Genomic DNA, 22268 nt, shown 5'->3' with positions numbered 1-22268 from the left:
TCCTAGCCGATCAGGAGCAACTGCTCTCCACCGCCGCGCGCGCCCTTCGAGACGTTGCACTCCAGGTGCGTGATCTGGACGTTTTCTGGGCTGTGGGCACCGCCCTGTGACAGCGGCACGACGTGATCGAGACTCGGGCTTCGCGGGTGCGGGTACGCGAGGGTGCGGTCCACCTTCCGTCCACACTGACCGCACTTCCAGCGGTCACGCTCCCCGATTGCATCCCGCAGTACCGGCTCACCTGTCGAAGTGGCCTTCTTCAGCGCGCGCCGACGGTGGTATCGGTCACGACGGCGATCCCCCCACGGCTCCTGATAGGTGCGACCCTCGGCCTTAGCCTGGAGCGCCCAGCGCCGCTTTCCGCACGCCTCAGAACAGCACCGCTGCGTTCGGAAGCCCGGCAAGAAGAGTTTCCCGCACGCCGTGTTGGCACAGGCCAACTGCCGGCGAGGACCGTACAGGCGGATGCCGCGCCCTATCTCGCTACAGAGACGTGAGCAGAACCGCTGCCCAGAGGACCGCCGAGGTATCAACTCGCCGCACCAGCGGCACGCTCGGAGAGGCGGCATCGGCTTCCGGTAGTGGGCCCACCAGGTACGGCACTGCGGCGAGCAGTACTTCGGCACCGGACCGGTACTGCGGACCTGCACCCGCTCGGCGCAGGACTTGCAAACGATCTCCGTCGGTCGCTTCCCCATCGCTTCTCCCAGATATGCGGAAGGCCCCGAGCCTGGGAGTGCTCAGGGCCTTCCTGCCCGCGGGGATCAGCCGCGGGTGCTTCTTGATCGTTCCGCGCAAGTGGATCTAGCCCCGGCGCTACCGAAATCTCTCCCCCGCGGTCCCGTGTGCGCGCGGGCGGGGGTGCGCCCCCACCCGGGGGCGGGCGTGCGCGCGAGGATCTCCGAAGTGATCACCCCGACGTGATCTTGGCGCCGGTCAGTCGGCGCGTCGCTGCCGAGTCCGTGCGGCCTTCTTCGCCATGCGGGACCGGTCGGTCTTCGTCTGGCCCGCGTTGGCGATCTTCGCGGCTCGTGTCTTGCCGAGTCGACCCTTGAGTGCCTCGTAGACCTTCCCTCGGCCGGCCACGATGCCTCGGATGTGTCCGCCCTTGCCCTTCGGCACGCTTGATCACCTCCGCTGCTCTGCTGCCCAGCCTCCAGGCTGATGCTTGGCCGTCTCGGAGCTGTGGCAGGGCTTGCACAGCCCTCGTCCGTACTGTGGATCGTTCGCATCGAGGCCTTCGCGCTCCAGTTGTTGCCGTGAGCGTGGCCAGTGGTCTGCCTCGGTGGCTGGTGCCCGGCGACACAGGACGCAGACAGGCTGAGCGTCGAGTACGCCGCGGCGGAAGCGCTCTTCGTGCCGTGTCGTGTAGCCCCTCTGCCGTGCGCTACCTCGTGTCCGGGTGTCTCTGCCGTGTATCGGGCAGGGCTTGGTCTGGTCACAGCCTGGCCGTGAGCAGGGAGGCTTGAGCCGTGAGGGCATCAGTACCTCCTGCCGTGCGGTAGCGTGCCCGGTCCCGGAACCAGGGGGTTCCAGGAAAAGGGGGTGTTCTGATGGCCAGTGGGTGCCGTGATTGCCAGACGTGCACGATGTCGTGGATCGCTCGGATGGGGCGTCACACGCTCTACCTGTTCACCCTGTCCTGGCTGGTGAAGCCCGTGTTCCTGAAGAACTGCCCTCAGTGCAAGCACATGATGGGACGGCACCAGAGGCGACGGGACGGCTCGTTCCAGGACTGACCCTCTCAGGCGTGCGCACGCTCTACGTGTGCCCGGATGGCGCCCAGGTCGGGCTCCATCTCGATGTGGAGCGGTGCCCCTTCGCGCACGCGCGGGAGCATATGAAGACGCAGCCCTACGGTGATCTCGTCGCCGCATTCGGGGCAGTCGACGGTCACGCTTCCTGCGGTTGCGGGCATCAGACGCGCAGCACCTGAACGGTGAGCTCGGCGTTGTCCACGTTGAAGGCGAGCGGGTTGCCGTAGTCGTTGGGACTGAACGGCCCGAAGACCTGGGTCTCGCCCGCGGGTACGGTCTCGCTGCGCACCGGGGCGGTGAGGCCGTCGACGGAGCGCGCGGTGTGGAACGTGATGGTGCGACTGCTCGCCCCGGTGTTGTTGACGATGAGGACGACTCGGCCGTCGTTGGCGACGCTGTTGCCGTTGGCTACGTCACCCGCGGTCGCGGCGGGGAGGACCGTGCCGGCGCGGGACGCCTGCGTGGCGGCGATGTTCGTGCGGGGCATGGCGGTCTCCTACATCGGGACGATGGTGATCTGCGGCTGGCTGGTCTGAAGCCGACGCTCGTACTTGGCGAGGACGGCTTCGATCTCGGCGCGGCAGGCTTCGTCCTGCCGCTGCTGCTCGTCGGCGAGGAGGCGCCGCGCTTCGGCGAGCCGTTCCTCACGGGCGGCGGTGCACGTGGTGAGGTGCTCGTCGAGGTCGACGACCACGTCCGTGCAGTGCGGGCAGTCGTAGCGGCCGGATTCACGAGGCTGCATCATTCGTCCACCGCCTCGTAGGTGGCGGCGAAGACGTCCCCCTTGCAGGGGTAGAACTCGCCTTGCACGCCCTTGATGATCCAGTCGCCGTACTGGAACTGGACCCAGGTGTCGTGGAGGCGGTCGTAGACGTGGAAGTCGCGGTCGACGTCGTTGAGCTTGACAAGTCCGTTGGTGAAGTCGATCAACTCTCGCATGGCCACGTCTTCGGTCCACTGCACGGCTTCGATCTCAACGGGCTTCTTGCGATAGCGGGCCATGGGCGCGGGCCTTTCGGGATGCGGGTTGGTTGCCGGTCAGGGCCCGATGGCGGCCCACGGTCCGGCGAATCCTGCGGCGACGTTGCTGCCGGGGGTAATCGCGGCGGGCAGGGCCGTCTGGGCGGTGCCGTTGGTCGCGAACCGATACGTTCCGCTGGTGAGGCCGGCGTTGACGGCGGTGGCGAGTCCGCCGCTGCCGGTCGCGCGGGCGACGGTCGGCGCTGTGGCCGCGTTGAAGACCATGGCCACCCACACGAAGCTGCCGGCGGCCACGCTGGTGCTCGTGATGGTGGTCGTCTTGAGCCCGGTGCTGGTGATCGAGGCGTCAACGCCCGTGGTCGCGAGCCTGGCCCCGGCCGGGTTGTAGAGGCCGACCCAGCACTGGCCAGCGGTGGGGGTGGCGCCCGCCGTGGTCACCCACCAGTAGACCTTGGTGATGGCCGTGTCGTCCGGGACATGGATCTTGGACAGGTACACGGTGCCGTTCGTCAGCAGCGAGCCGGTCGTCGCGATGACCGGGTCGTAGGTCCAGCCGGTCAGCCCGTGATTGACGGGCAGCTGCTCGCCGAACGCGCCGGTCGCGGTGTACACCGACCCGGCGGCCGGAACGGTGAAGAGGTTGCCGCCGCCGTTCCGGAGGGTGATGAGCCGCCCGGTGGTGCCGCCGTCCGTGCTCGTCAGGAAAATCCCCTGGGCTGCGGTGCCGGCCGCAGTGCCGCGCCGCAGGTCGATGCTGAGGGCGGACGCGCTGGTGTCGTCGGTGGCAGTCGTGCCGCCGTTCGTGTGCGTGACCTTGAGCGTGCCTCGGGGCAGCGTCTCGTGACCCGAGATGTAGACGGCGCTGGTCTCGCGGTTGTCGCTGATCAGGTTCAGGGCGGCGGCGACGTCGACGCCGGTGGTGGACGCCTGGTAGATCGTGACCGCGTGCTCGGTCGGCGACGTCGTCTTCAGGAACGCCGACCGAACTGCGAGGTTCGTGGTGATCCCGCCGGTGAGCGCCCCGCCGGTCTTCGGCAGGAATCTCCCGTCCGCGTAGGCCCGATCCCCGTGCGGGTCGGTCGCGGCGACGTGCGCGTCGACCTTCGCGGTGGCGTCGGCGGCTGCGGTCGAGATGGCCGCGGCCTGCGCGTCGGCTGCCGCCTGCAGCGCCCCGGCTTCGACTGCGGCGGCGGAGCCTGCCGGGTCGGCGCCGACGAGCTCCGCGTCCAGAACCACGCCACCGGTGCGGCCGTTGACGGACGACACGAGCCCGGCGGACACCTCGACGATGCGCGCCTGCTGCCCCGTGGTGACCTCGATCGCGTCGTCGAACGCTTCGCCTGTGACCTCGATCCTCACCGGGTCACCTCCAGCGACACGACCGCCCGACCCTCCAGCAGCCGCACCACATGGGGGCCGTTGACCATCTCCAGGTCCCACACGCCGTTCCGGGTGAGGGTCTCGGTGACGGCCGCCGACAGGGCGAGCCGCACCGTGTCCCCGATGATCGTCAGATGAGGGGTGAGGTCCAGCAGGAGCTCACCGTTCTCGGAGGCCGCGGCTGACCGGATCTGCGCCCGGGCGGTCCATCCGGACCAGGTGAAGCCCGGCTCGTCCTTCACCTTGAAGTTCTGTACGTAGGTGGCGCCCTGCTCGATGTGAAGGTCGAAGTGCCCTGCGGCCAACCCAGCCACCTCCGGGATCGTCGAGGACGCCGCGTCCGCGGTCAGGGTCGCCGTAGCGGACAGGGCCGCAGTGGCGCGCGCGGACAGGACGGGCGTCGCAGCAAGGCTGCTGTCAGCCGAGAGGACGGCTGTGGCGTGAGCGGCAACCAGAGCCGTCGCGCCGAGCGCGGTCTCAGCGGACAGGGCGGCCGACGCCGTGTGGACGGCGCCGTTGGACAGGGTGTTGAACAGGTCGTAGGTCGCCTCGTCCGGGGTGCCGGCGTCGCGGTGGGCGGACAGGTCGAGTGCGCACTGGTCGATGGCCGCGGCGATCCACGCGGGGCTGGCGAGCGTGCGCCGGTTCGTCCACGTCGCCCCGTCCGGGCTGGTGTCCCAGTAGACGTTGCTGCCGTCCTCACGCAGCCGCAGGAATGCGTGCGCGACCGGGTCGTAGGTGATCTCGACGGCGTCGGGGTCGAAGTAGCCGGAGTCGGACTGCATCCGCAGCAGGTTGCCGACCGCTTTGATCGTGAAGCCGATGCGCGTCCCGGAGGCGTCACCGTTGACGAGGATGCCGCAGTACGCCTCCGTCGCCGTCGACGCGGCTGGGACCGAAGCCACCTTCACGAAGAAGCTCGCCCCGGCCAGCGTCCAGGCGTAGGCGGTCTGATATCCGGCGAACCCGGTCGTGCACGGCACGTGCGCCAGGCCGCCGGATTCGGAGACGCCGCCGTAGGAGTTGCCCCAGTCGGGGGCGATCACGCCGTCGTTGAAATTGTCGACGAGGGTGGAGAGGCTCGGCATGCGGGCCTCCGATCACGCCAGCGACAGCGTCAAAGACCCGGCGGTAAGCCTCAGCTCATCCCCCGCGGCGACGGTGCGGGACGCGGACAGGGCGCCGTACCAGAGCCTGACCGGCGTGCCCGCCGAATCCCAGATCTCCACGCCGACGACGGTCGCGGCCGGCATCCCCGTCCACACGAGATCGGCCGAGTTGCTGGTGGCCCCGCCGACGGCCGCAGCCACGCTGAGGTTCTGCCGCGCGTAGGACCCGCCCGTCACCTCGGTGCCCGCGGTGGTGTCGTCGCCGTTCGCGGTCACCAGCGCCACCTTGAGCGGCGTGGTGGGGGCGGTGGGTGACAGGCCGTTGAGGAAGTCGAGGGCTCGGTTCTCCCCGGTGTTCGTGAGCGCGTCGGGCACGCGGCCTCCTTAAGGGTGGGCGCCGCGTGGCGCGAGGTGGAAGCCCCGCCGTCCGGGGAACGGGCGCGGACGACGGGACGATCAAGCGGCCTTGGGTCGGCCCGGCTTCACCTTGGCTGCGGCCTCGATGGTCGGCAGGTGGTAGAGCGGCTGGTCGCCTTCGAGCGGGACTCGCTCGATCTTGCCGCGGGTTTCCCAGACGCGGATCGTGCCGGGCTTCACTCCAGCGACTCGGGCGGCTTCCCAGATGTCGCCGAGGTCGCGCTGATACAGCTCGTACAGCTCAGGGTTGGGGAAGGTCGGCACGGCACCTCCCCGGAATGCAGAGAGCCCCGCCGGATAGCTCACGGCGGGGGTTCTGGGTGCTCTTGCGACGGGTGTTCCACCATCGACTTCGGAGATTACAGATTCAGCGATCAACTAGCAAGCGTGACTACGCTTCGTCCATCGGGAACCAGTTCCGTCCATCAGGAACCAACGATGACGTCCACACCGGCGAACCGTGGGTACTGCGCAGTCCGACAATGTGAGATTGCAGCGCGGGGCCCGGATGGAAGTACTCGCCGCTGGCCCGCAATTGCGCGAACTGGCGGTGCCTTCGCGTCTCGACCTCTTGGCCTCCCGGCTCCAGGGCGAGCACTTCGTTGGGCCGGATGGTCGTGAAGCGCTGTGCCAGGTTAGCCGTGTAACCGATCTTGATGAGGTTGCCGCAGCGGACGTAGTAGACCTTCCAGCCGTCCCTCACAGCCAGGACGCCCGCCCGCAGATGCTCGTCCCGACCTTCACGCTCCTCCTGGCCCTCCTCGTACTTGCGGCGGCCGAGCTTGGTGGCTATCTCCACTGCCTTGTCGTCGATCTCGACGCCGGAGAGCTCCATACGGCGCAGTGTGATGAGGATGTAGGAGCGGGCCGGGTCGTCGTTGGCCACCTTGTCTGAGTGAGGTATGCGGTCGCCGACGTTGCCTGAGCTGTCGACGCCGAATGCGTTGCGGGCCATATGGCCATTCTCCCTACTTCTGTGACATACGGTGATCGTCGCGGTCAAGCGAGGACCCCTGTACGGTCATGACAGAGCCCCCGGTGACGCGCGCCGGGGGCTCGCTGTGCTCCTACTGCCGGTTGTCGGTCCGGGCCCATACGCCGCGGGTGCTGGAGTGCTGGTGCCGCTGGTCCTGGTAGACGGGGCCCGCGTAGTGGTGGTGGTGCTCCTCCGGCAGCACACCCCGCGCCCGCTTGGCGAGCCGGCCGAGGGCGAGCACCAGGGCGGTGGGCGCGCCGAACACGACGGCGATCACGGCGGGGTTGGCGTAGCCAGACGCCCACAGCACCGCGGTGGTGGCTCCGCCGCTGGTGGCGACGAGCACGCTGGCGCCGAGCATGCGGGCGGTGTCGTCGACGGCCTTCGAACTCATCGGCGGACGCCCGGGCTGCGGCACGGGCGGGGCGTCGCCGTACCGCGGAAGCGGGCGGTCGTCGCGGAACGAGGTCGCGAAGTCGGTGATGATACGGCGCGCCTCGGCGGCAGCCTCATCATCGGTCATGGCGGTGCGGATCGGATCGGTCTCGGCGGGCATCGGGATCTCTCCAGTCGGATGATCGGTTTGGCGGGAGGACCCTGCCCCGGACCCTGCCCGCGGTCACGTTTCCGCAGGTGGGACCCTGCCCAGACCCTGCCCGGCGGTGCGCTGACCCTGCCCGGAGTTGGGCAGGGTCAGCTTCCATCAGGACACGGCCAAGACAGGACAAACAGGGACAGGCGACAGGGTGCAGGACAGGGCAAACTAGGACAACTACTGCAGATCTTCGAGGCGGAAACCGCGGGACTCGCGGCCGTCGACGGTGCTGACCTTCACGGCGTCGATCGTGATTCCGGCAGCGTCCAGGCTGTCCTTGAGGAGTTTGCCGACCCGCGCGCCGTACCGGCCGTCGCTCTCGTCGTCGCCGCGCTTGTACCGGCCGTCAACACCAGCGAGATAGGCGAACACCTCCGCCCGCGTGGCCTCCCCTCGGCCCGTCGACGCAATGGACTTGCGCAGGTGGTCGAGGATCGTGACCTCCGGCTCGGCCGGCAGGACGCCCGCCCGCTGGCGCAGCTCGTAGGCCCGCCGCAGGATCGCCTCGACCTCTTCGTCGGTGTAGAAGTATGACTGCGTGAGCACAGGCTCCGAGGTCTCGCCGGTCTGCAGGTAGCCCACACCTCGCTGCGACTTCAGGATGCGCTGCGCGTTGTAGCCGGCGGACGCCCGGCCCTTGCCGAGGATCGTGTCGGACGCTTCGGGCGTCATGCAGCGACCGGCCCAGCGCGTGGACAGGATGTCGCGGATGCCGGTCGGCACAGCGTTCGAGTCGGGCTTCTGCGTGGCGCAGATGACGATCACCGCGTAGGCCCGGCCCTGCTGCGTGATCAGCCGCAGGAGCCGGTCCAGCTCCTTCTGCTGCTCCGGGCTGGCCGCGGCCATGTAGGAGGCCCACTCGTCGATGAACAGGATCGTGAAACGCACCCGCTCGTCCTGCGCGGCCAGCGCCTCGGAGAACTTGCGCACCCGGTGGTCCTTGACGGTCTGCTTCAGCTCGGGAAGGACCACATCCCACACGTGCCGCAGGATGGCGAGCAGCCGCTCCGGGTCGCCGTCGGTGTCGATCATCTGGGCGATCGGCTCGAACGGCGACAGGTCGAAGCCGCCCTTGCCGTCGGCCAGGTACAGGTCGGCGGTCACGTCCATCGCTGCAGAGAGCAGCGGGTTGTTCGCCGCGGCCGACTTGCCGGACCCGGGCTCGCCACCGAAGAGGGCGGTCTTCTCGAACCACTCCACGGCCATGACGTCACCGCGCTCGGACACGGCCATCGGCACCGGCTCCCACAGGTTGACCTTCTCCGCGGTGAGCAGCGGCCCCCTCTTGGGCCTGCCCGTGAAGGGCACCTTGAGGGTGACACGCAGAGTGATCCAGTCCTCCCGCGCGCCCTTGGTCTGCGACACCTGCTGCACGCTGACACCGAAACCGTTCGCGAGCTGCGCCGTCGCGCCGAGGGCCTTGGAGGCGGGGATGCCGTCGGGCAGCTCCAGCCGGACCTCCCAGGCGGAGCCGTCCGCAGTGAGCGTGCACGGCGACAGCAGCTTGACGACATCCTCTGCGCCGATGACCTTGGCGCTGCGGTACACGCGGTTGACCATCTCGTCGGTCATGCGGTCCCCGTCGCCGATCTTCGCGTCGCGGTCGGTGTACAGCTCCCCCGCGGTGGTGCGCCGCCCGACCAACGCGAACGCGGCCAGGGTTGCGGCGGTGGCGGCGAACCCGCCGGGGGCGCCGAGCAGGTGCAGGCCGGCGCCTTCGACGCCGGCGATCGGGGTGAGGGCGGCGACACCGCGCACGGCGCGTCGCATGCGGGCGTCCCGCTGGGCCGACCGGTACTTGCTCATGGCGGACACCGAGTCGGCGAACGCGCCTTCCATCTCCCGGCGCCGCTTGTCCTTCTCTTTGCCGGGCATGAGGCGCCGGTCGTGGGCCCACTTGGCGGCCTTGTAGTCGCGCTGTGCCTGCTGCACCTCGTGCCGGGCGGCGGTGACCTGGGCGCCTTCGGTGCCCTGCACCCACAGGAAGGTGCGGCGCAGGCCGCGGCCGATCTGGGAGGCGTGCCCGTGCTCGGTGGCCTGCCGTCGCAGCCACTTGCGGAAGCTGCGGGCGGTGTTGACGGCGCCGAGCTCGGCGCGGTTCTTCCACCCGGCGCGGGTCTTGGTCCAGGCGGGAGTGAGGGGGGTGTCGCCCATCAGGTCGACGGACGTCGTCTGCTTCTCGACGGGCGCCTCGCCGGGGGTGTTCAGGTAGCTGGCGACGACCCGCTCCCACTCCGGGTCGGGGGCGCTGCTGGGGGTCGTCTCGATGCTCACTGCGAGCCCTTCTTCGCGGCGGTCTGCTTGGCGGTGATGGCGGCCTGGCGGCGGGCGGCGGGGGCGTACTTCACGTCCCCCTTGGTGCGCCTGCCGCGGCGCGCGGGCGGGTTGTAGACGCGGGGCTTCTTCGCACCGGGCACTTGCGATGCGACCTGCTGTGTTGATCCGTTCACAGGGCGCTTCTGCCGGGCGGCTTCGACCCTCGCTTCGGCGGCGTTACGCAGTCGGATAATCTCCGCGGACTCCGCCGGGTCAGCGCCCTCGACGTCTCGGTGCGCGCGCCTCCACACGGCCTCGGTGACGGTCGTCTCGCCGAGCGCCGCGGCAAGGCGCAGGGCATGCTGCCAGACCTTCGGGAACTCCTTGGCGCGCGCCTGCGCCAGCTTCTCCGCAGCCTCAGCTGCAGCACACTCCGCGGCCTCCTTCTCGGCGGCGCGGCGCTTCTCCTCCGCGGCCTTGCGGGCGGCCTCGGCTCGCTCGGCTTTCGCCTGAGCCTTGCGCTGCTTGCGAGTGAGCGCACCGTCGCGCTTGCGGATCTGGCCATGCTCGTGAAGGTCATAGACGCCGGGGCCGGCGATGGACGCGAACGCGGTGCTGATGGCGGTGGCCGGATCGAAGGCGTGCAGCCCGTGCCACAGGTTGATGGAGGCGGCGATGAACGCGAGGCACCAGGCGATGAGCCGGTAGTGCCAGTGCGGCCGGCGGTCGGTAGCGGCGGCCCGGGCGCCCTTGAGGACGACCCACGCCCCGCCTTCGAGCATGATCGGCGCGGCCATCAGCCACAGGGCGTTCGGGTTGTAGAACGCGGCAATCTGCACCGGAAGGGCGACGATCGAGCAGACGACGTAGAACCGCAGCGCGTACTGGCGCCACTGCTCCTCGGCGGCAGCAACCTCGGCGGCCTTCGCCGCTTCGGCCTGCTCCTGCGCGGCAGCCTTCTCCTCCGCCTCCCGAGCAGCGCGCTCCTGCTCCTCGCGCTCCCGATTGAGCTTGGCGATGCGGGCCTCGCGGGCTGCCTGCTCCTCACGAGCACGAGCCTCGGCCTTGTCGTTGGCGATCCTCTGCTTACGGGCCTCTTCGGCGGCCTTGATGCGCTCAGCCTCAGCCTCACCCTCGGCCTTGATGCGGGCGGCCTCGGCGTCGGCGGCGGCGCGGGTCCGGATCGCCTCCGCCTCGGCCAGCGCCCGCGGGTCGAACCGCGGCTCGGCCAGCGGCGTGCCGTTGACCTTCTCGAAAGACGTGGCGGTCACGGTCGATCAATCCCTTCAGCAGATCAGGCGGTGGAGGTGGGGGCGGGCCGGTGCTTCAGCCACACGGCAACAGCAGCCAGGGCGAGCACCGGCCCCGGGATCAGGCCGACGATCACAGCCGCACCAGCGGCGGCGAGGCCGATCGGCGTGGCAGCCGCAGGCCACAGGCCGACGACGATCAGGAACGCTGCGAGCAGCGACCACAGCAGGACACGACGGGACATGACGACCTCTTCGGGGTCGGAACGGATGGTGGGGGTCTGGTCGGCGCCCCGGGCCGGAGTCGATCCGGCAGCATCACGCCGGGACCGGGGCTGGGTGGGTCAGCGGCGCTTGGTCGGCCTGCCGAAGAGGCCCGACTTCGGGTTGGTGACGTGGCTCTCATGGACGCGCGTGCCGGTGTCCTTCAGCCGCACCGCCGGGTCGTCCGGGGTGGTGGCGTTCCCGCAGGCCTGGCAGGGCTTACCGGTCTCGTTCTTACTGAACAGGCCCATCAGGGCTCCTCTCGGATAGGTGACTGGGTGTGGTGCGCGCCCCGGGCCCGAGTCGATCGGGCGCCCTCACGGCGTGGATGCCGGGGCTTGGTGCCGGGCGCGGCAGGGGTTTCCGCGCCCGGCAGTCGGCGGGGTCAGGCGGCTGGGGTGGCTCCGGTGGCGGTGTCGAGCCAGAGCGTGAGGCCGCCGGGGTATTCGGACGGCGCCTGGTGATAGGCGCCGAGCTGCGGGTCGTCGTGCGGGCCGGGCGGGAGAGTGCAGCGCACGAGGCGGCGGCCCTCGACGTTCAACGTGGCCGTGCACTGCGGCGGGGCGGCGGCCATCACGCACACCCCCTTTGGCAGGGGCGGCAGCACGGCGCGCAGCCGCAGCGAGGCGACGGCGACTCCTGCTTCGACAGCAGCTCCCGACGGGCGGCTCCTACGACTGCCATCGCGGCTCCTACGACGACGATCGCCACCAGCAGCGCCCACATCACGCCGCGGCCGGGTAGTCGATGTGCAGGTCGACGCAGCCCGTCACCCAGTCCAGGTGGATCGGGCACGTGGTGCGCTCGGCGAGCGGCACCGCGTAGATGGTCTCCCGGCGCAGCGCCCGGTCCAGCTCGTCACCGAAAAGGTCGGCGATCGTCGTCGTGGAGCGGACACGCTGCCCCAGCTCGGTGCGGGCAAGGTCGGCATCGGAGATGAACGGAGACATGGGTGGTCAGCCCTTTCGGGTAGTGGGGATGGGGCGGGGGTGGGAAGCCGCGGCGGCGGGACGGGGGTGGACACCGCCACCGCGGCGGATCAGGGGCCTACTTGGGCCGGGACTTGCTTCGGTGGTTCGCTTCGGCGACCTTCTGGCGCAGGGCCTCGCGCTCGGCGTCGGTCACGACACCTCCCGCACGACCCGCAGGTGCCGGCCGGTGGTGACGGGCACGAACCGGTGCCCGATCCGGGTGCGAGTGACGGGGTCGATCGCCACCAGCTCCAGGTACGGCGCTTCGCCGTCCCAGCCCGGCCACGGGGTCAGAACCTCGTCGGCCTTCGCCCGCAGCTGCTCCAGCCGCTCCCGCTCGGCACTCACGACTCACCCTCACGGACGACGAGGAACCGGTCGGACGGCAGGTCCATACGGACGGTGGCCGGAGTGCCGGAGGTGGTCAGCTCCGCCGCACGCTCCTCCGCCGGACGAGAGCCGCGCGGATGCCCGGCGGGGAAGTGGTCGAGGACCTCGCGGGCGGTCACGACTCGACCCCGATCAGATCCAGGCGGCCGGCCTGGGCGAGCGTCGCCCGTGCGGCGGCCATCACGTCCTCGGCAGCCGCCAGGGAGTCCGCGTCGAGATCCGTCATGCGGCCGGCCTCGGCCAGCGCCGCCAGCTGCACCGCGTGCTCGGCGGCCGTCTCGTACTGGGCGACGGCACGGATCAGGGGGAAGTGGGACTCGACGCCGGCCAGCGCCTCGGCGGCGGCCAGCGGAAGCGGGGCGGTGGGGGCGCTCATGCCGCCACCTCCGCCGCATGCTGGTTGTGCAGACGGGCAGTGCGAGCCAGGCCGCGAAGCTGCAGGGCGAACGCGATCAGGTCGTCGGCGAACGCCTCGGCCATCTCCGGCGTGTGGTACTCCGGCATGTCGCCGGCCTCGATGCCGATGTGCGCCTGGCGTAGCCGCTGGTCGTCCGACGCCGGGTCGACCTGCAGCATCGCGTACATGAGCAGGGAGCCGTCCGGCTTCAGGAACGAGGAGATGCCCACGTCCTCGGACGCCGACGTGTGGATGATGTCCTCGAACTGCATCGGGCTCGCGAGATGGTCTTCCACGCACCACGACGGGCACTCGATCGGGGCGACACGTGCGGACTTGCGGGTGCCGATCAGGGCGGGGACGAGACGGTGACCCGGCTTGGACGCCGGGAAGGTGGCGACGTTGGTGTTCACAGCGCCACCGCCAGCTCGCTCGTCGGGATTCCGCGGTCGGCGAGGTACTGGGTGAAGGCGGAGCGGGGGACGCGGATGGTGCCGCGTCCGGAGCCGACTCGGTAGGAGGCGAGGCGGCCGGCCGCGATCTCGCGGTAGACGGTGGTCGTGTCGACGCGGAGGGCGTCGGCGATGACCTTTACCCGCAGGGGCGGGTTGTCGGATGCCTGCTGTGCCGCAGGCACGGTAAGCTCTTCGTGCATCTCGGAGACCCAATCTCTGATGCGTTGGCCCTAGCGGGCTCGGTGTTCGCAGCACCGAGATCACCCCGCTGGGGCCTTTGACGTTGTAGAGGGCACAGCAGAACCTGCGTCTTCCGCAGAACCTGCCGACACCAAAGAAGTTATGACAACTATGACTCCCGTGCAAGCCCGTGAGCGGATCGTCACGCAAACGGTTATGGAAGCGCTGGTCAGCGGCGTGGTTCACTTGTTGTGACCAATAGACGAAAGAAGGGACCCCGTGGCAGCTCAGCCGAAGCCGGCCTACCAGCAGATCGCCAGCGACATCCGCCAGCGCATCCTTGACGGCGACCTCCAGGCCGGGGACAAGCTGCCGACTGAGGCTGACCTGATGGCGGAGTACGGCGTGTCCCGCATCGTCATCCGGAACGCGGTCCAAGCACTCGTCAGCGAGGGCCTCGTAACCACGCATCGCGGCAAAGGCATGTTCGTCCGCGAGCAGCAGCCCATGCGCAAGCGGCTTTCTGTCGACCTCTACGGCAAGAGGCCGACCAGCTCACCGATGAAGCGTGCCGCGGAAGCCGAGGGGCGAAGGTCAGAATGGGAATGGCAGTCGCGTCGCACCGCAGCAACGAAGGCGATCGCTGAGAGGCTGGCAATCGGACCCGGCGATGACGTGGTGCGGACGACTTACCGGTTCTTTGCAGACGACGAACCGGTCATGCTCTCTACCTCCTACGAGCCCCACGCCCTGATTGCCGGCACGCCAGTTGAGCAGCCTGAGGGTGGTCCGGTTACGGGCGTCGTCCCCCGCATGGACGCGATCGGACAGCACATCACCCACGTCACTGAGGACGTCAACGCTCGCGCGCCACGGCCCTACGAGATCGAGCAGTTGGAGATCGCGCCGGGGGTGCCGGTCATTACGATCACGCGGACGTACTACGTCGACGAGCGGCCAGTGGAGACGTGCGACATCGTCGTGGCCGCCGACCGGTACACGCTGAGCTACACGATCCCCATTCCGCCATTCCAGCCCTCCGAAGCCTGAGTCGAGCAATCGTCCTGTGCGCCTGCTTCGCGCTCTTGCGGGACTGCCGCACTCCCCTGACCGTGGTCTGTCAGCGGGGTGTCGAGACCACGACAGGGGGACTGGATGGCGCGTAGGTGGGACGACACGGCGGGCCGGTTACTGATGGCTGCGGCGGTGCTGCTGCACCGAACGGTGGCGAGTGGTCCGGCGCGGGACCGGTGGCAGCATCGGCGCAACTCGGCACTACGGGCGGCGTACCGGCGGGGTGTGCCGGTGCCGCAACTAGCAGCTGCGCTCGGGTTGTCGGATGGCTGGGTAAGGCAGGTGCTCGCCGGGAAGAAGCCGCCGGTGATCGAAGAGGCGGCGTAGGCGGACATGCGAAAGGGCCCGACCGCATCCCGCGGTCGGGCCCTTCGTCATGCGCGCTGTTCGCCGTGAGCAACGAGCTCCGCGACCAAGAGCTCGAAGGTCTCGGGGGTCATCCGTTCACGCAGGAGTTCGACGAGCTTCCTGGCGTCATCGAACGGCATCGGATCCAAGATGGTTCCGTCCGGCAGGTGGTCGTAGATCACTTCGCTGTCGAGTTCAGGCATGCCCGCTCAACGCCGGCCCGGGCTGGTCGTCACGCCGCGCTACGCCGTTCGGCGAGTGGCAGCTGGAGCGCCTCGCTGTGCCCGTACTGCGTCGAGCAGGCGGGGCAGCGGACGCCTGCGGTGTCGAGGGTGACGCGCAGGACGTGGCCGCAGGTGCAGGCGACGCCTATCCGCCGGGGCGGCTTCTCGCCGGTGACGATGCGGCGGGCCTGGCCGACGGTCTTGGCGAGTTCGGCGGCGATCTCCTTCACCGCCGGGTGCTCGTCGCAGATCATGCCGAGGTTGAGGGCGAGGGTGGTGCATGCCCAGTCGACGACGGCCTGCACCGACTGGCACTGGGGGATCTCCCACCGTTCGCGCTCGCAGAGGTCGCGGGCCCAGCCGCCGACGACGCCTTCGATGCCGCCGCGGGCCCGGAGGTCGAGGGCGTCGCCGCCGGGGAGGCCGCGGCCGGGGGTGCCGGAGACGGCGAGCCCGTCGCCGCGCCGGGTGGGCAGCAGCGCGTCGGCGAGCTGCCGGTACAGCCCGGGGAGTTCGTCCAGGGCGTCGGCCATGTGCTGGCGGCAGCCGCGGTGGACGCGTTCGCGGGCGGGCTTGTCACACACGGCGCAGGGGGCGGACTCGGGTGCGTCGTCGAGGTACATCACGCTGCTCCGTTCTTGGTGCGGTGGTAGTACTCACGCTGCCGCTCGCGGTGGCAGGCGAGACACCGCTTGGATCCCTTGTTGCCCTTGCCGGTATTGGCCTCGTCATAGGGGTGGCCTTGCGGACACTGAGTCTTTACGGCGTCGCCACGGCGCACGTTCTCGGCGAACTCCACCGGTTCCAAGTGCTCGGGGTTGACGCATGCCCGATTCCTGCACTTGTGGTCGATAACCCGGTCCGCCGGTATGGGTCCCACGAACTGCTCGTAGGAGATGCGGTGGGCAAGTTCTTGCCGTCCCGTTTCGCCGATGTAGAGACGCCCGTAACCCTTGTTGTTGCGAATGCCCTTCCAGATCCAGCAGTCGCTGGCAGCGTCCTTCGCTACGCGGTCCATGATCTTCTCTTTGATCGTCTTCTTCGGCTTGAGGGCCAGCGGGTCGCCATACAGACGCCATCGGCGCCAGTGAGTTGAGCACCAACCTCTGGCGTCCTGATGATTCGAGCAGCCTTCGACCGTGCAGGCCGGGGCGGGTGCGTCGTCGAGGTTCACGGCGGGCTCCTTGGTGCGGGGCGGTGCGGGCGTTCAGTGGCTGATGTGGATTTCGGCTTTGGGGTGGGCGCAGCAGGCGGTCATCAGTTGACGCAGGTAGTCGAGGGCGCCTTCGTAGTTGCCCCAGCCGTTGGGTGGGTTCATGGCCCGGTAGTGGTCGGACCGGTTCTCCATGTCGGCGACGGCCCGCTTGAGGTCGTCGACGCAGTCGCCGGCGGTCTTGCCTTGGAGGTCGGCGAGCCGGTAGCCGAGGGCGTCGACCCACATGCCGGAGACGTTGGACGTGTAGTTGCCGATGTCGGCGGCGCAGTAGTCGACAGGCTCGGGGCCGCCGGTGTCGACTTGCAGGTAGAGGGCGATGTCGTAGCTCACGGGTTCTCCTGTCGGTTGCGCCTGGCCGCGGCGCGCCGCCTCCGCGTCCGCCGGTCGTGCCAGCGGAGGCACGGCGCGGCGATGGCGGCGAGGGCGAACGCGGCGGCGAGCACGGGCCAGGTCATGGGCGGTACCTCGGGTCCCAGGCGAGGTGCGGGGCGAGGATGTCGAGGGCCCGCTGGATGGGCGTGGGCCCGGGTGGCGTGTCGGGGTCGATGAGCCCCCAGTCGATGGCGAGTTCGCGCGGCAGATCGACGGGCAGTTCGGTGACCTTGATGGTGTACTGCGGCTGAGACCAGGCTGGCGCGTGATCGCATGGGGTGGGCGTGAGTCCGATCCACAGTTCGGCAGGCTGATCGGGGCCGCCGTCGAGGCTGATGCCGACGGTGCCGATGCTGGTGAGTTCGGTGATGCGGAGGCCTCCGCAGTCGGGGCACAGGTCGAGTTCGGTGCGGTCGCTCACTGCCCCTCCCCTGCGTCCTTGCGTTCCCAGTAGGCGCGGTCGTTGGCGGCGCATTCGGCGACGCTGGGGCCGTCGTTGTGGGCGGTCGGGTGGCCGAATTCGCGGAGCACCTCGCGCAGGTCGGCGATGGCCGCCCGGTAGCCGTCGCCCCATTCGGTGCGGGCGGTGATCTCTTCGCTGGCGAGGTCGGTGACGGCCTGGAGGGTGCCGGTCAGCTTGCTGATGTGGATGGCTCGGCGGATGGCCTTGTGCCGCCACCGCTCGGCTTGCTGCCGGAGGTCGGCCGCATCGAGGCTCTCAGCGCCCGCCTGCGGCCCGTTCTGCCCCTCCGGGGCCTCTCGGTGCCCACTCGGGGGCTGCGAGGCGCTCTGACGGCCTTCTGGGGCCTCCTGGGGCGCCTCGGCGGGGTTGGGGTCCGATCGGGTCGTCATGCTGCGGCCTCTCGTTGCTCGTTCGGGATGTGGATCTGGTGCACGCCGAGCTCCCCCACCGCGAGGGCGATCGCGACGGCCTGCGCCCGGTCGGAGGCGCCGAGCCGGCGGTAGGCGGCGGTGAGGATCTCGGCGACCGAATGCCGGGTGACGCCCAGCCAGTTGGCGATCGCCGCGTTCGTGTTGCCGTTGGCGGCGAGCAGCAGCACCTGCCGCTGCCGTGCGGTCAGCGTCTTCACGCCCCCTCCCTTCGCTGGGCGCACCAGGGGCAGCCGTCGACGGCCGTGTGGTGGTGTTCGTCGTGGACGGTGCCGCGGCAGGTACACCGGTCCCGGCCGAGGACGGCCACGGCAGCCTCGGCGGCGGCGGTGATGGCGGCCGGGTCGGTGATGCCGTGCGGGGCGAACGCGGCGGCGAGCGCGGTGTGCAGGGGGTCGGTCACGGCCGCCTCCCGGGCCGCGGCACCCTGCTGCGGATGTCGAGGATCCCGTCGGCGCGGGCGAGGAGCAGCAGGGCGCGGCGGAGCACCTGCCCGGGGCGTTCACCGCGGCGGGCGTAGGCGGCGAGGATCGCGGCACTGCCGTCGTCGGGCTGCCAGCGCAGCGGCGGGCGGGTCACGACGGGGCCCCGTCCTGCTGCGCCTCGACGGCCATCCGTCGCAGCTGGGTCATCACGTCGAGGGCGCCCTGCTCGCGCTCGACTTCGTGCTGCTCGTGTCGCTTGATGGCTACGCGCTCGGCCACGTCGGCGGCTTCGTTCAGGACGGCGGCCCGGTCCACCGGCGCGGCGTCCTTCCGGGTCGCTGCCTCCCGCCAGCGGGCGATCACCTCGCGCGCGGCCCCTGGCGTCAGGTAGTCGCCGCAGTCGCACGCGAGGCAGACGTCTTCGAAGTGCTGCGCCTCCGTGTGTCCGCAGATGCAGACGGCAGACCGGTCGGTGCGCAGTCGTTCCGCTTCGGTCTCCGCCCGATCGGCGCGCTGGCGCTGCTCGGTGTATCCCTCGCCGAGTCGTTCGAGGCGCTTGCGGTAGATGTCGACGTCGCGCGCAGCATTGTTGGCGCGCGCCTCGGCCAGGTCGGCGCGTGTGGACTCGCGGGTGTAGAGCCGCTCGAAGCGGGCGCGTTCCTGCTCGGCCCACTCCAGCTCGGTGCAGTCGGCGCGCTGCTTGACTGGCGCGGCGGCCCGGTCCACCGGCGCGGGCAGCACCGCCAGCACCGCATCGGCGAGCGGCTGCGCGCGGTGAAGACGGATCTCCTCGGCCGTCGCGGTGAGCGGCAACCCGCCAGGGGTGTTGTGCTGCGGGCCGCCATAGCGCGGCTTGAGGGCGTCGGCGAGCACCTCGGCGATGCGGTCGCGGAGCGCGACGGGGTCGGCGGGCTCCTCGCCAGCACCGGGGCAGCGGACGGGGTCCATGCCGGGCTGGACGATCCACTCGTGCGGGCCGTGAGCGGACTGCAGGTCGCCGAATCGGTGGAGTTGAGCGGCGTTGCAGGGGACGGCGGGCGGCTGGGTCATGGTGTCTCCGGTGGGTTCGTCTGCGGGTGGGGCGGTAGGTTGGCGGCCAGGCCCGGGCGCGTTAGTGGCGCGCCCGGGCTGCTGCGTGGTCATGCGGCGGGGGTGAGGTGCTGGGCGACGATGCGCTGGTGCCAGGCGTAGGCGAAGTCCGGGCAGTTGGCGCAGTTCTTGTGCGTGTGGCCGGGCAGCGGCGGCTTGCGGCGGGCGTCCATGGACCAGGCGGCGCTGTCGGCGGACGCCAGGTGGTGGGCGTAGGAGCTGAGACCTTTGGTCTTCACGCCGAAGCCGTGGAGGCGCAGGCCGCGGCCGGCGAACTCCTCGACGATTTCCCGGATCTCGTCGGTGGCCTGCCGTCGGCAGACGGATCCCAAGCCGACGACAGGTTCGGCTCGCAGGTCGATGCCGGCGTCCGCGTACAGCTGCGCGCAGGCGTCGTAGTGCTTGAGTTCCCAGCCCTGCAGGACGGGGATGAACGGCAGGTCGGGTGCGAGCCGCTTGAGCTCCAGGTAGTTCTCGACGGTGCGTTCCTGGTGGAAGCGCACGGCGTCGTCGAAGGGCTGCTCGTTCTCGCCGGGCTGGGAGGCGGGGGGCAGGCCGCGGGCTTCTCGGGTGCCGTGGAAGTACTTCGGGTGGGTGGGCGGCAGGTGCCAGTTCTGCCCGGTGATCACCCAGGGTTCGCACATCCAATCCTGCGGCGAGGACCAGACCAGGTTTCCGATGCCGGTGTAGAACCGGCGCACGTCGTGCACGAACTCCTCGGGCGCGGCGCGGTGGCGGCCGTGGCGCTGCAGTTCGGTGAAGCCCTGCGAGTCATGCACCCACGGCGCCAGGGCTGTCGGCAGGGTCTTGTAGTCCTTGAGGCGTCCGCGGTGGACCATGAGCGATATGCGGCTGGTCCTCAGCCAGTTGCTCATGTGGGTGGTCAGGTAGAACACCGGCATCCGGTCAGCGAGGGCGGCCAGGGCTCGGCGCTCCACCCGCATGCACTCGCAGACGCACGTCCCGCCGGTGCATTCGCCGCAGTCTTCGCACCGGTCGCAGGCGCAGTGCCCGCACAGGGCGAGGAGTCCGCTGCAGTCGCAGGCGGCGAGCATGGACCGCTCGGGTGCGATGGTCACACCGCCACCGCCTGGGCGCGGCGCCGCAGCACGGCGATGACGGCGACGGCAGCAACGGTCATCCACGCCTTGCCGAGCAGTTGGCCCGGCAGGTAGGCGAGCGAGCCGAACGCCAGCCACAGGAAGATCAGGCTGTCGGCGAGCAGGCCGGCCGCGTTTGAGGCGAGCATCGCGGTGAGCAGGCCGCGCTTACGGAGCGGCTCGTACACGGCGAAGTCGAGCGACTCGGCCACCGCGAACGCCGCGGTCGACGCCAGGGCGAGTGCGGGGTCGGCCAGCCACCACGACAGGGCGGCACCGGCGAGGATCGCCGCCAGCACGGCGCCGCGCCCGGCGGCCTCACGCAGCAGATCCCGCAGGACCAGGGCCAGGCCAATGAAGTACACGCCGGCCGGGGCCAGGTAGCCGAAGCCGACCGGCTGGGCGCCGAGGTGGGCGACGGCCAGGTTCGCGGCGGGAATGGTCGCCAGGTACGCCACACCCAGGGCGGCGGTCCGGCGGGTAATGCGGGTCAACGGAGGTCTCCTTCGGTTCGGTGCTGGCAGGCGGGCGGTGTTGGGCTGGTCGCGGCCGTGCCACACGGCCACGCACCCGGGCGGGCTCAGGCGGCTTCGTCGCGGAGTGCGGCGAGGAGCCGTTCGCGGTTGGCGCGTTGCTGGTCGGGGGACAGGGGCATCCAGCCAGCGGGCGGCTGGTAGTCCTTGACGCGGCCTGTGGGCACGGCTTCCAGGTAGAGGCGGCCCAACTGGTCGGCCGGCGGGAGGCGGAGTGCCTGCCGGGCCCGGGCCACGGTGGTGGGGTGGCAGTGAAGGCGGTGGGCGATGGAGGCGTTGGTGTGGCCCTCGCGAATGAGGGCGGCGATGTCGGCACGGACCTTCATGCGGCAGTCCTTTCGGCTTCCTGGTAGCGAGCGGCGTGGATGGCTCCGTCGGGGAGGGCTATGCCGTTGCGATGGCAGGGCACGCCGGGCGTGACTTGGCAGGTGGGGCAGCAGGCGACCGTGCGGGCCCAACTGCGGCGTGTTCCGCGACGCGTGATCAGCCTGATGCGGGTCACGCCGCCTCCTTGAGGGCTGTGGTCTCCTGGGGCTGGCGCAGCCGGCGTTCGGCTTCCGCAACGAGGGCAAGCAGTGCGGGCCGACAGGGGGCGGTGTTCATGGCGCCGGTGCAGTCGGTGGCGGGCGGGATGAAGCCGTTCCACATCTCGGGCGCGCTGCGGTTGATGGGCGGCTGCGTGAGTTTCGCGGCGAGGTCCGGGTAGCGGAGGACGAGGCCGCGGCGGTAGGCGGCGGCTCGCTGGGCTTCGGCCATGTGGTGCTTGATAAACCGCCCGATGTCGCCCTGCTGAACGAGGGTGCGGGCGTCGGCGAAGGTGAGTGGCTCGCTCATGCCGCCATCCCCTTCCGGCGGTCGTCGCCCTTGAGGGCGACGCGCTCGCACATCTCGGTGAGGCGGGAGGCGATGCGTTCGCCGAGCGCATCACGCAGCTGCGTCGGGGGGACGTTGCTGGTGAAGATGCCGGGCCGGCACTGCTCATAGCGGTGATTGATCAGCCGGTAGGTGACCTCTTCGGTCCACTCGGTGAGCTTGGCGGCGCCGAGGTCGTCGACGAACAGGACGTCGGTGTCGGCGATCGTCTCGAAGGTGGCTTCACTGTCGCGGCCGGTGCGGGGCCGGAGCGCGGCGTACAGGTCGGCGGCCGTGTAGGCGGCCCAGCCGGTCGTGCGGCCGGTCTCGGCAATGGCCCGGAGCACCGCGTAGGCGTAGTGGGTTTTGCCGGTGCCGGTGGGGCCAACGATCAGCAGGGAGCGCGTGTCGTCGGGGTTGGTGACGACGGACTGCGCCCAGGCGGAGGCGATCGCCGTGGGGCGGGCCGAGGAGTAGCGGCGGGGAACCTTGCTCTCGAAGTGCGCGATGCACTTCTGCCGCTGCTCTTCGGCGCACTTGAGGAAGTGGCGGCGGACGAACTCGACTTCTGCGGGCTGGAGGTTGTCGAGGTCGGCTTCGTGCCGGAGGTAGGCGTCGATGCGGGTGGCGCCTTCACGGCTGCCGCCGGGGGCGACCAGGAAGTCGGTGACGTCGGGGTGGACGTAGCGGCCGGGCGGTACGCCGAGGGCGGCGAGGTCGAGTCCGCGGCGCTGCTGGCTGGGCGGGATCCACTTGTCGGACATGG

40 protein-coding genes are annotated in these 22268 nt (G+C 70.2%); 2 read left to right on the top strand and 38 right to left on the bottom strand.

What is annotated here, in order from left to right; all coding sequences use genetic code 11:
- Nucleotides 1–2: 2 nt before the first annotated feature.
- On the bottom strand, nucleotides 3–569 hold the full coding sequence (locus tag ACFPZJ_RS13240; protein ID WP_381021305.1) for an HNH endonuclease: 567 nt from the start codon (nucleotides 567–569) through the stop codon (nucleotides 3–5).
- 367 nt (nucleotides 570–936) lie between these two features.
- Nucleotides 937–1122, bottom strand: coding sequence for a hypothetical protein (locus ACFPZJ_RS13235; protein ID WP_381020841.1), 186 nt, complete (start codon nucleotides 1120–1122; stop codon nucleotides 937–939).
- A 485-nt stretch (nucleotides 1123–1607) separates the two neighbouring features.
- Between ACFPZJ_RS13235 and ACFPZJ_RS13230 the strand changes: the two genes are divergently transcribed.
- The gene (locus ACFPZJ_RS13230; RefSeq protein ID WP_381020838.1) at nucleotides 1608–1739 is read left to right on the top strand and encodes a hypothetical protein; all 132 of its coding nucleotides are present in this window, start codon (nucleotides 1608–1610) and stop codon (nucleotides 1737–1739) included.
- 178 nt (nucleotides 1740–1917) lie between these two features.
- Here the strand turns inward: ACFPZJ_RS13230 and ACFPZJ_RS13225 are convergent, their stop codons facing one another.
- The 20 genes from ACFPZJ_RS13225 to ACFPZJ_RS13130 form a co-directional block, all read right to left on the bottom strand.
- The gene (locus ACFPZJ_RS13225) at nucleotides 1918–2244 is read right to left on the bottom strand and encodes a hypothetical protein (RefSeq protein WP_381020836.1); all 327 of its coding nucleotides are present in this window, start codon (nucleotides 2242–2244) and stop codon (nucleotides 1918–1920) included.
- 9 nt (nucleotides 2245–2253) lie between these two features.
- Complete coding sequence (locus ACFPZJ_RS13220) at nucleotides 2254–2502, bottom strand: hypothetical protein (protein WP_381020833.1); 249 nt, start codon at nucleotides 2500–2502, stop codon at nucleotides 2254–2256.
- Complete coding sequence (locus ACFPZJ_RS13215) at nucleotides 2499–2759, bottom strand: penta-EF hand family protein (RefSeq protein ID WP_381020830.1); 261 nt, start codon at nucleotides 2757–2759, stop codon at nucleotides 2499–2501. The genes ACFPZJ_RS13220 and ACFPZJ_RS13215 overlap by 4 nt, the downstream gene beginning before the upstream one ends.
- Before the next feature lie 36 nt (nucleotides 2760–2795).
- A complete protein-coding gene (locus ACFPZJ_RS13210) occupies nucleotides 2796–4097 on the bottom strand; it encodes a hypothetical protein (RefSeq protein WP_381020827.1) in 1302 nt (433 codons plus the stop codon).
- Nucleotides 4094–5206 (bottom strand): hypothetical protein, encoded by a 1113-nt coding sequence (locus ACFPZJ_RS13205; RefSeq protein WP_381020825.1) that lies wholly within the window; start codon nucleotides 5204–5206, stop codon nucleotides 4094–4096. The genes ACFPZJ_RS13210 and ACFPZJ_RS13205 overlap by 4 nt, the downstream gene beginning before the upstream one ends.
- 12 nt (nucleotides 5207–5218) lie before the next feature.
- Nucleotides 5219–5602 (bottom strand): phage tail fiber protein, encoded by a 384-nt coding sequence (locus tag ACFPZJ_RS13200; protein ID WP_381020823.1) that lies wholly within the window; start codon nucleotides 5600–5602, stop codon nucleotides 5219–5221.
- 81 nt (nucleotides 5603–5683) lie between these two features.
- Nucleotides 5684–5908, bottom strand: coding sequence for a MerR family transcriptional regulator (locus tag ACFPZJ_RS13195; protein ID WP_381020821.1), 225 nt, complete (start codon nucleotides 5906–5908; stop codon nucleotides 5684–5686).
- 127 nt (nucleotides 5909–6035) lie between these two features.
- Nucleotides 6036–6599 carry a GIY-YIG nuclease family protein gene (locus tag ACFPZJ_RS13190; RefSeq protein ID WP_381020819.1) on the bottom strand — a complete coding sequence of 188 codons (564 nt, stop codon included), beginning with the start codon at nucleotides 6597–6599 and terminating at the stop codon, nucleotides 6036–6038.
- Nucleotides 6600–6711: 112 nt separating this feature from the next.
- Entirely contained in the window at nucleotides 6712–7176 is a 465-nt protein-coding gene (locus ACFPZJ_RS13185) for a hypothetical protein (protein WP_381020817.1), read from the bottom strand.
- Between the two features lie 216 nt (nucleotides 7177–7392).
- Nucleotides 7393–9489 carry an FtsK/SpoIIIE domain-containing protein gene (locus ACFPZJ_RS13180; RefSeq protein WP_381020814.1) on the bottom strand — a complete coding sequence of 699 codons (2097 nt, stop codon included), beginning with the start codon at nucleotides 9487–9489 and terminating at the stop codon, nucleotides 7393–7395.
- Nucleotides 9486–10742 (bottom strand): ATP synthase subunit B family protein, encoded by a 1257-nt coding sequence (locus ACFPZJ_RS13175; RefSeq protein ID WP_381020811.1) that lies wholly within the window; start codon nucleotides 10740–10742, stop codon nucleotides 9486–9488. Before ACFPZJ_RS13175 ends, ACFPZJ_RS13180 begins: the two co-directional genes overlap by 4 nt.
- Before the next feature lie 23 nt (nucleotides 10743–10765).
- Entirely contained in the window at nucleotides 10766–10966 is a 201-nt protein-coding gene (locus ACFPZJ_RS13170; RefSeq protein ID WP_381020809.1) for a hypothetical protein, read from the bottom strand.
- A gap of 99 nt (nucleotides 10967–11065) precedes the next feature.
- On the bottom strand, nucleotides 11066–11236 hold the full coding sequence (locus ACFPZJ_RS13165; protein WP_381020807.1) for a hypothetical protein: 171 nt from the start codon (nucleotides 11234–11236) through the stop codon (nucleotides 11066–11068).
- A gap of 134 nt (nucleotides 11237–11370) precedes the next feature.
- Nucleotides 11371–11562 carry a hypothetical protein gene (locus ACFPZJ_RS13160; protein ID WP_381020806.1) on the bottom strand — a complete coding sequence of 64 codons (192 nt, stop codon included), beginning with the start codon at nucleotides 11560–11562 and terminating at the stop codon, nucleotides 11371–11373.
- Nucleotides 11563–11710: 148 nt separating this feature from the next.
- The gene (locus ACFPZJ_RS13155; protein ID WP_381020804.1) at nucleotides 11711–11935 is read right to left on the bottom strand and encodes a hypothetical protein; all 225 of its coding nucleotides are present in this window, start codon (nucleotides 11933–11935) and stop codon (nucleotides 11711–11713) included.
- A 171-nt stretch (nucleotides 11936–12106) separates the two neighbouring features.
- Nucleotides 12107–12304 (bottom strand): hypothetical protein, encoded by a 198-nt coding sequence (locus ACFPZJ_RS13150; RefSeq protein ID WP_381020802.1) that lies wholly within the window; start codon nucleotides 12302–12304, stop codon nucleotides 12107–12109.
- On the bottom strand, nucleotides 12301–12465 hold the full coding sequence (locus ACFPZJ_RS13145; protein ID WP_381020800.1) for a hypothetical protein: 165 nt from the start codon (nucleotides 12463–12465) through the stop codon (nucleotides 12301–12303). The genes ACFPZJ_RS13150 and ACFPZJ_RS13145 overlap by 4 nt, the downstream gene beginning before the upstream one ends.
- Nucleotides 12462–12722, bottom strand: a complete 261-nt coding sequence (locus tag ACFPZJ_RS13140; protein ID WP_381020798.1) for a hypothetical protein — start codon at nucleotides 12720–12722, stop codon at nucleotides 12462–12464. The genes ACFPZJ_RS13145 and ACFPZJ_RS13140 overlap by 4 nt, the downstream gene beginning before the upstream one ends.
- Entirely contained in the window at nucleotides 12719–13156 is a 438-nt protein-coding gene (locus tag ACFPZJ_RS13135; protein WP_381020795.1) for a DUF6907 domain-containing protein, read from the bottom strand. The genes ACFPZJ_RS13140 and ACFPZJ_RS13135 overlap by 4 nt, the downstream gene beginning before the upstream one ends.
- The gene (locus tag ACFPZJ_RS13130) at nucleotides 13153–13380 is read right to left on the bottom strand and encodes a helix-turn-helix domain-containing protein (RefSeq protein ID WP_381020793.1); all 228 of its coding nucleotides are present in this window, start codon (nucleotides 13378–13380) and stop codon (nucleotides 13153–13155) included. The genes ACFPZJ_RS13135 and ACFPZJ_RS13130 overlap by 4 nt, the downstream gene beginning before the upstream one ends.
- A gap of 277 nt (nucleotides 13381–13657) precedes the next feature.
- Between ACFPZJ_RS13130 and ACFPZJ_RS13125 the strand changes: the two genes are divergently transcribed.
- Complete coding sequence (locus ACFPZJ_RS13125) at nucleotides 13658–14428, top strand: GntR family transcriptional regulator (protein ID WP_381020790.1); 771 nt, start codon at nucleotides 13658–13660, stop codon at nucleotides 14426–14428.
- Between the two features lie 398 nt (nucleotides 14429–14826).
- Here ACFPZJ_RS13125 and ACFPZJ_RS13120 read toward each other — a convergent pair whose 3' ends face one another.
- The 16 genes from ACFPZJ_RS13120 to ACFPZJ_RS13045 form a co-directional block, all read right to left on the bottom strand.
- Complete coding sequence (locus tag ACFPZJ_RS13120; RefSeq protein ID WP_381020787.1) at nucleotides 14827–15003, bottom strand: hypothetical protein; 177 nt, start codon at nucleotides 15001–15003, stop codon at nucleotides 14827–14829.
- A gap of 29 nt (nucleotides 15004–15032) precedes the next feature.
- On the bottom strand, nucleotides 15033–15647 hold the full coding sequence (locus ACFPZJ_RS13115) for a hypothetical protein (RefSeq protein WP_381020786.1): 615 nt from the start codon (nucleotides 15645–15647) through the stop codon (nucleotides 15033–15035).
- Nucleotides 15647–16198 (bottom strand): HNH endonuclease signature motif containing protein, encoded by a 552-nt coding sequence (locus ACFPZJ_RS13110; RefSeq protein ID WP_381020784.1) that lies wholly within the window; start codon nucleotides 16196–16198, stop codon nucleotides 15647–15649. The genes ACFPZJ_RS13115 and ACFPZJ_RS13110 overlap by 1 nt, the downstream gene beginning before the upstream one ends.
- 33 nt (nucleotides 16199–16231) lie before the next feature.
- Nucleotides 16232–16570: a hypothetical protein gene (locus ACFPZJ_RS13105; RefSeq protein WP_381020782.1), complete on the bottom strand. Its 339-nt coding sequence runs from the start codon at nucleotides 16568–16570 to the stop codon at nucleotides 16232–16234.
- A complete protein-coding gene (locus ACFPZJ_RS13100) occupies nucleotides 16567–16695 on the bottom strand; it encodes a hypothetical protein (RefSeq protein WP_381020780.1) in 129 nt (42 codons plus the stop codon). Before ACFPZJ_RS13100 ends, ACFPZJ_RS13105 begins: the two co-directional genes overlap by 4 nt.
- Nucleotides 16692–17033: a hypothetical protein gene (locus ACFPZJ_RS13095; RefSeq protein ID WP_381020777.1), complete on the bottom strand. Its 342-nt coding sequence runs from the start codon at nucleotides 17031–17033 to the stop codon at nucleotides 16692–16694. The genes ACFPZJ_RS13100 and ACFPZJ_RS13095 overlap by 4 nt, the downstream gene beginning before the upstream one ends.
- Complete coding sequence (locus tag ACFPZJ_RS13090) at nucleotides 17030–17464, bottom strand: hypothetical protein (protein WP_381020776.1); 435 nt, start codon at nucleotides 17462–17464, stop codon at nucleotides 17030–17032. Before ACFPZJ_RS13090 ends, ACFPZJ_RS13095 begins: the two co-directional genes overlap by 4 nt.
- Nucleotides 17461–17703 (bottom strand): helix-turn-helix domain-containing protein, encoded by a 243-nt coding sequence (locus tag ACFPZJ_RS13085; RefSeq protein ID WP_381020774.1) that lies wholly within the window; start codon nucleotides 17701–17703, stop codon nucleotides 17461–17463. The genes ACFPZJ_RS13090 and ACFPZJ_RS13085 overlap by 4 nt, the downstream gene beginning before the upstream one ends.
- Entirely contained in the window at nucleotides 17700–17906 is a 207-nt protein-coding gene (locus ACFPZJ_RS13080) for a hypothetical protein (protein WP_381020771.1), read from the bottom strand. The genes ACFPZJ_RS13085 and ACFPZJ_RS13080 overlap by 4 nt, the downstream gene beginning before the upstream one ends.
- The gene (locus ACFPZJ_RS13075) at nucleotides 17903–18082 is read right to left on the bottom strand and encodes a hypothetical protein (protein ID WP_381020768.1); all 180 of its coding nucleotides are present in this window, start codon (nucleotides 18080–18082) and stop codon (nucleotides 17903–17905) included. Before ACFPZJ_RS13075 ends, ACFPZJ_RS13080 begins: the two co-directional genes overlap by 4 nt.
- Complete coding sequence (locus ACFPZJ_RS13070) at nucleotides 18079–18978, bottom strand: hypothetical protein (RefSeq protein ID WP_381020765.1); 900 nt, start codon at nucleotides 18976–18978, stop codon at nucleotides 18079–18081. The genes ACFPZJ_RS13075 and ACFPZJ_RS13070 overlap by 4 nt, the downstream gene beginning before the upstream one ends.
- 89 nt (nucleotides 18979–19067) lie before the next feature.
- Nucleotides 19068–20096, bottom strand: coding sequence for a deazapurine DNA modification protein DpdA family protein (locus ACFPZJ_RS13065; RefSeq protein WP_381020763.1), 1029 nt, complete (start codon nucleotides 20094–20096; stop codon nucleotides 19068–19070).
- The gene (locus ACFPZJ_RS13060; RefSeq protein WP_381020761.1) at nucleotides 20093–20611 is read right to left on the bottom strand and encodes a VUT family protein; all 519 of its coding nucleotides are present in this window, start codon (nucleotides 20609–20611) and stop codon (nucleotides 20093–20095) included. Before ACFPZJ_RS13060 ends, ACFPZJ_RS13065 begins: the two co-directional genes overlap by 4 nt.
- An 86-nt stretch (nucleotides 20612–20697) precedes the next feature.
- Nucleotides 20698–20976: a helix-turn-helix domain-containing protein gene (locus ACFPZJ_RS13055; RefSeq protein WP_381020758.1), complete on the bottom strand. Its 279-nt coding sequence runs from the start codon at nucleotides 20974–20976 to the stop codon at nucleotides 20698–20700.
- Nucleotides 20977–21148: 172 nt separating this feature from the next.
- Nucleotides 21149–21484 carry a hypothetical protein gene (locus ACFPZJ_RS13050; protein ID WP_381020755.1) on the bottom strand — a complete coding sequence of 112 codons (336 nt, stop codon included), beginning with the start codon at nucleotides 21482–21484 and terminating at the stop codon, nucleotides 21149–21151.
- Entirely contained in the window at nucleotides 21481–22266 is a 786-nt protein-coding gene (locus tag ACFPZJ_RS13045) for an ATP-binding protein (protein WP_381020753.1), read from the bottom strand. The genes ACFPZJ_RS13050 and ACFPZJ_RS13045 overlap by 4 nt, the downstream gene beginning before the upstream one ends.
- Nucleotides 22267–22268: the final 2 nt, after the last annotated feature.

The organism is Streptomyces bullii, assembly GCF_042657145.1.
GTDB lineage: Bacteria > Actinomycetota > Actinomycetes > Streptomycetales > Streptomycetaceae > Streptomyces > Streptomyces bullii.
Note: the sequence above shows the minus strand (reverse complement) of the source record. Positions and strands in the feature narration are given on the sequence as shown.

What these genes read in the sequence shown, in the direction of transcription:
- ACFPZJ_RS13240 (WP_381021305.1), bottom strand. Translation starts at nt 569, where the DNA reads ATGCCGCCTCTCCGAGCGTGCCGCTGGTGCGGCGAGTTGATACCTCGG.
- ACFPZJ_RS13230 (WP_381020838.1), top strand. Translation starts at nt 1,608, where the DNA reads ATGGGGCGTCACACGCTCTACCTGTTCACCCTGTCCTGGCTGGTGAAG.
- ACFPZJ_RS13225 (WP_381020836.1), bottom strand. Translation starts at nt 2,244, where the DNA reads ATGCCCCGCACGAACATCGCCGCCACGCAGGCGTCCCGCGCCGGCACG.
- ACFPZJ_RS13220 (WP_381020833.1), bottom strand. Translation starts at nt 2,502, where the DNA reads ATGATGCAGCCTCGTGAATCCGGCCGCTACGACTGCCCGCACTGCACG.
- ACFPZJ_RS13215 (WP_381020830.1), bottom strand. Translation starts at nt 2,759, where the DNA reads ATGGCCCGCTATCGCAAGAAGCCCGTTGAGATCGAAGCCGTGCAGTGG.
- ACFPZJ_RS13205 (WP_381020825.1), bottom strand. Translation starts at nt 5,206, where the DNA reads ATGCCGAGCCTCTCCACCCTCGTCGACAATTTCAACGACGGCGTGATC.
- ACFPZJ_RS13190 (WP_381020819.1), bottom strand. Translation starts at nt 6,599, where the DNA reads ATGGCCCGCAACGCATTCGGCGTCGACAGCTCAGGCAACGTCGGCGAC.
- ACFPZJ_RS13185 (WP_381020817.1), bottom strand. Translation starts at nt 7,176, where the DNA reads ATGCCCGCCGAGACCGATCCGATCCGCACCGCCATGACCGATGATGAG.
- ACFPZJ_RS13170 (WP_381020809.1), bottom strand. Translation starts at nt 10,966, where the DNA reads ATGTCCCGTCGTGTCCTGCTGTGGTCGCTGCTCGCAGCGTTCCTGATC.
- ACFPZJ_RS13165 (WP_381020807.1), bottom strand. Translation starts at nt 11,236, where the DNA reads ATGGGCCTGTTCAGTAAGAACGAGACCGGTAAGCCCTGCCAGGCCTGC.
- ACFPZJ_RS13155 (WP_381020804.1), bottom strand. Translation starts at nt 11,935, where the DNA reads ATGTCTCCGTTCATCTCCGATGCCGACCTTGCCCGCACCGAGCTGGGG.
- ACFPZJ_RS13140 (WP_381020798.1), bottom strand. Translation starts at nt 12,722, where the DNA reads ATGAGCGCCCCCACCGCCCCGCTTCCGCTGGCCGCCGCCGAGGCGCTG.
- ACFPZJ_RS13120 (WP_381020787.1), bottom strand. Translation starts at nt 15,003, where the DNA reads ATGCCTGAACTCGACAGCGAAGTGATCTACGACCACCTGCCGGACGGA.
- ACFPZJ_RS13115 (WP_381020786.1), bottom strand. Translation starts at nt 15,647, where the DNA reads ATGTACCTCGACGACGCACCCGAGTCCGCCCCCTGCGCCGTGTGTGAC.
- ACFPZJ_RS13100 (WP_381020780.1), bottom strand. Translation starts at nt 16,695, where the DNA reads ATGACCTGGCCCGTGCTCGCCGCCGCGTTCGCCCTCGCCGCCATCGCC.
- ACFPZJ_RS13090 (WP_381020776.1), bottom strand. Translation starts at nt 17,464, where the DNA reads ATGACGACCCGATCGGACCCCAACCCCGCCGAGGCGCCCCAGGAGGCC.
- ACFPZJ_RS13070 (WP_381020765.1), bottom strand. Translation starts at nt 18,978, where the DNA reads ATGACCCAGCCGCCCGCCGTCCCCTGCAACGCCGCTCAACTCCACCGA.
- ACFPZJ_RS13055 (WP_381020758.1), bottom strand. Translation starts at nt 20,976, where the DNA reads ATGAAGGTCCGTGCCGACATCGCCGCCCTCATTCGCGAGGGCCACACC.
- ACFPZJ_RS13050 (WP_381020755.1), bottom strand. Translation starts at nt 21,484, where the DNA reads ATGAGCGAGCCACTCACCTTCGCCGACGCCCGCACCCTCGTTCAGCAG.
- ACFPZJ_RS13045 (WP_381020753.1), bottom strand. Translation starts at nt 22,266, where the DNA reads ATGTCCGACAAGTGGATCCCGCCCAGCCAGCAGCGCCGCGGACTCGAC.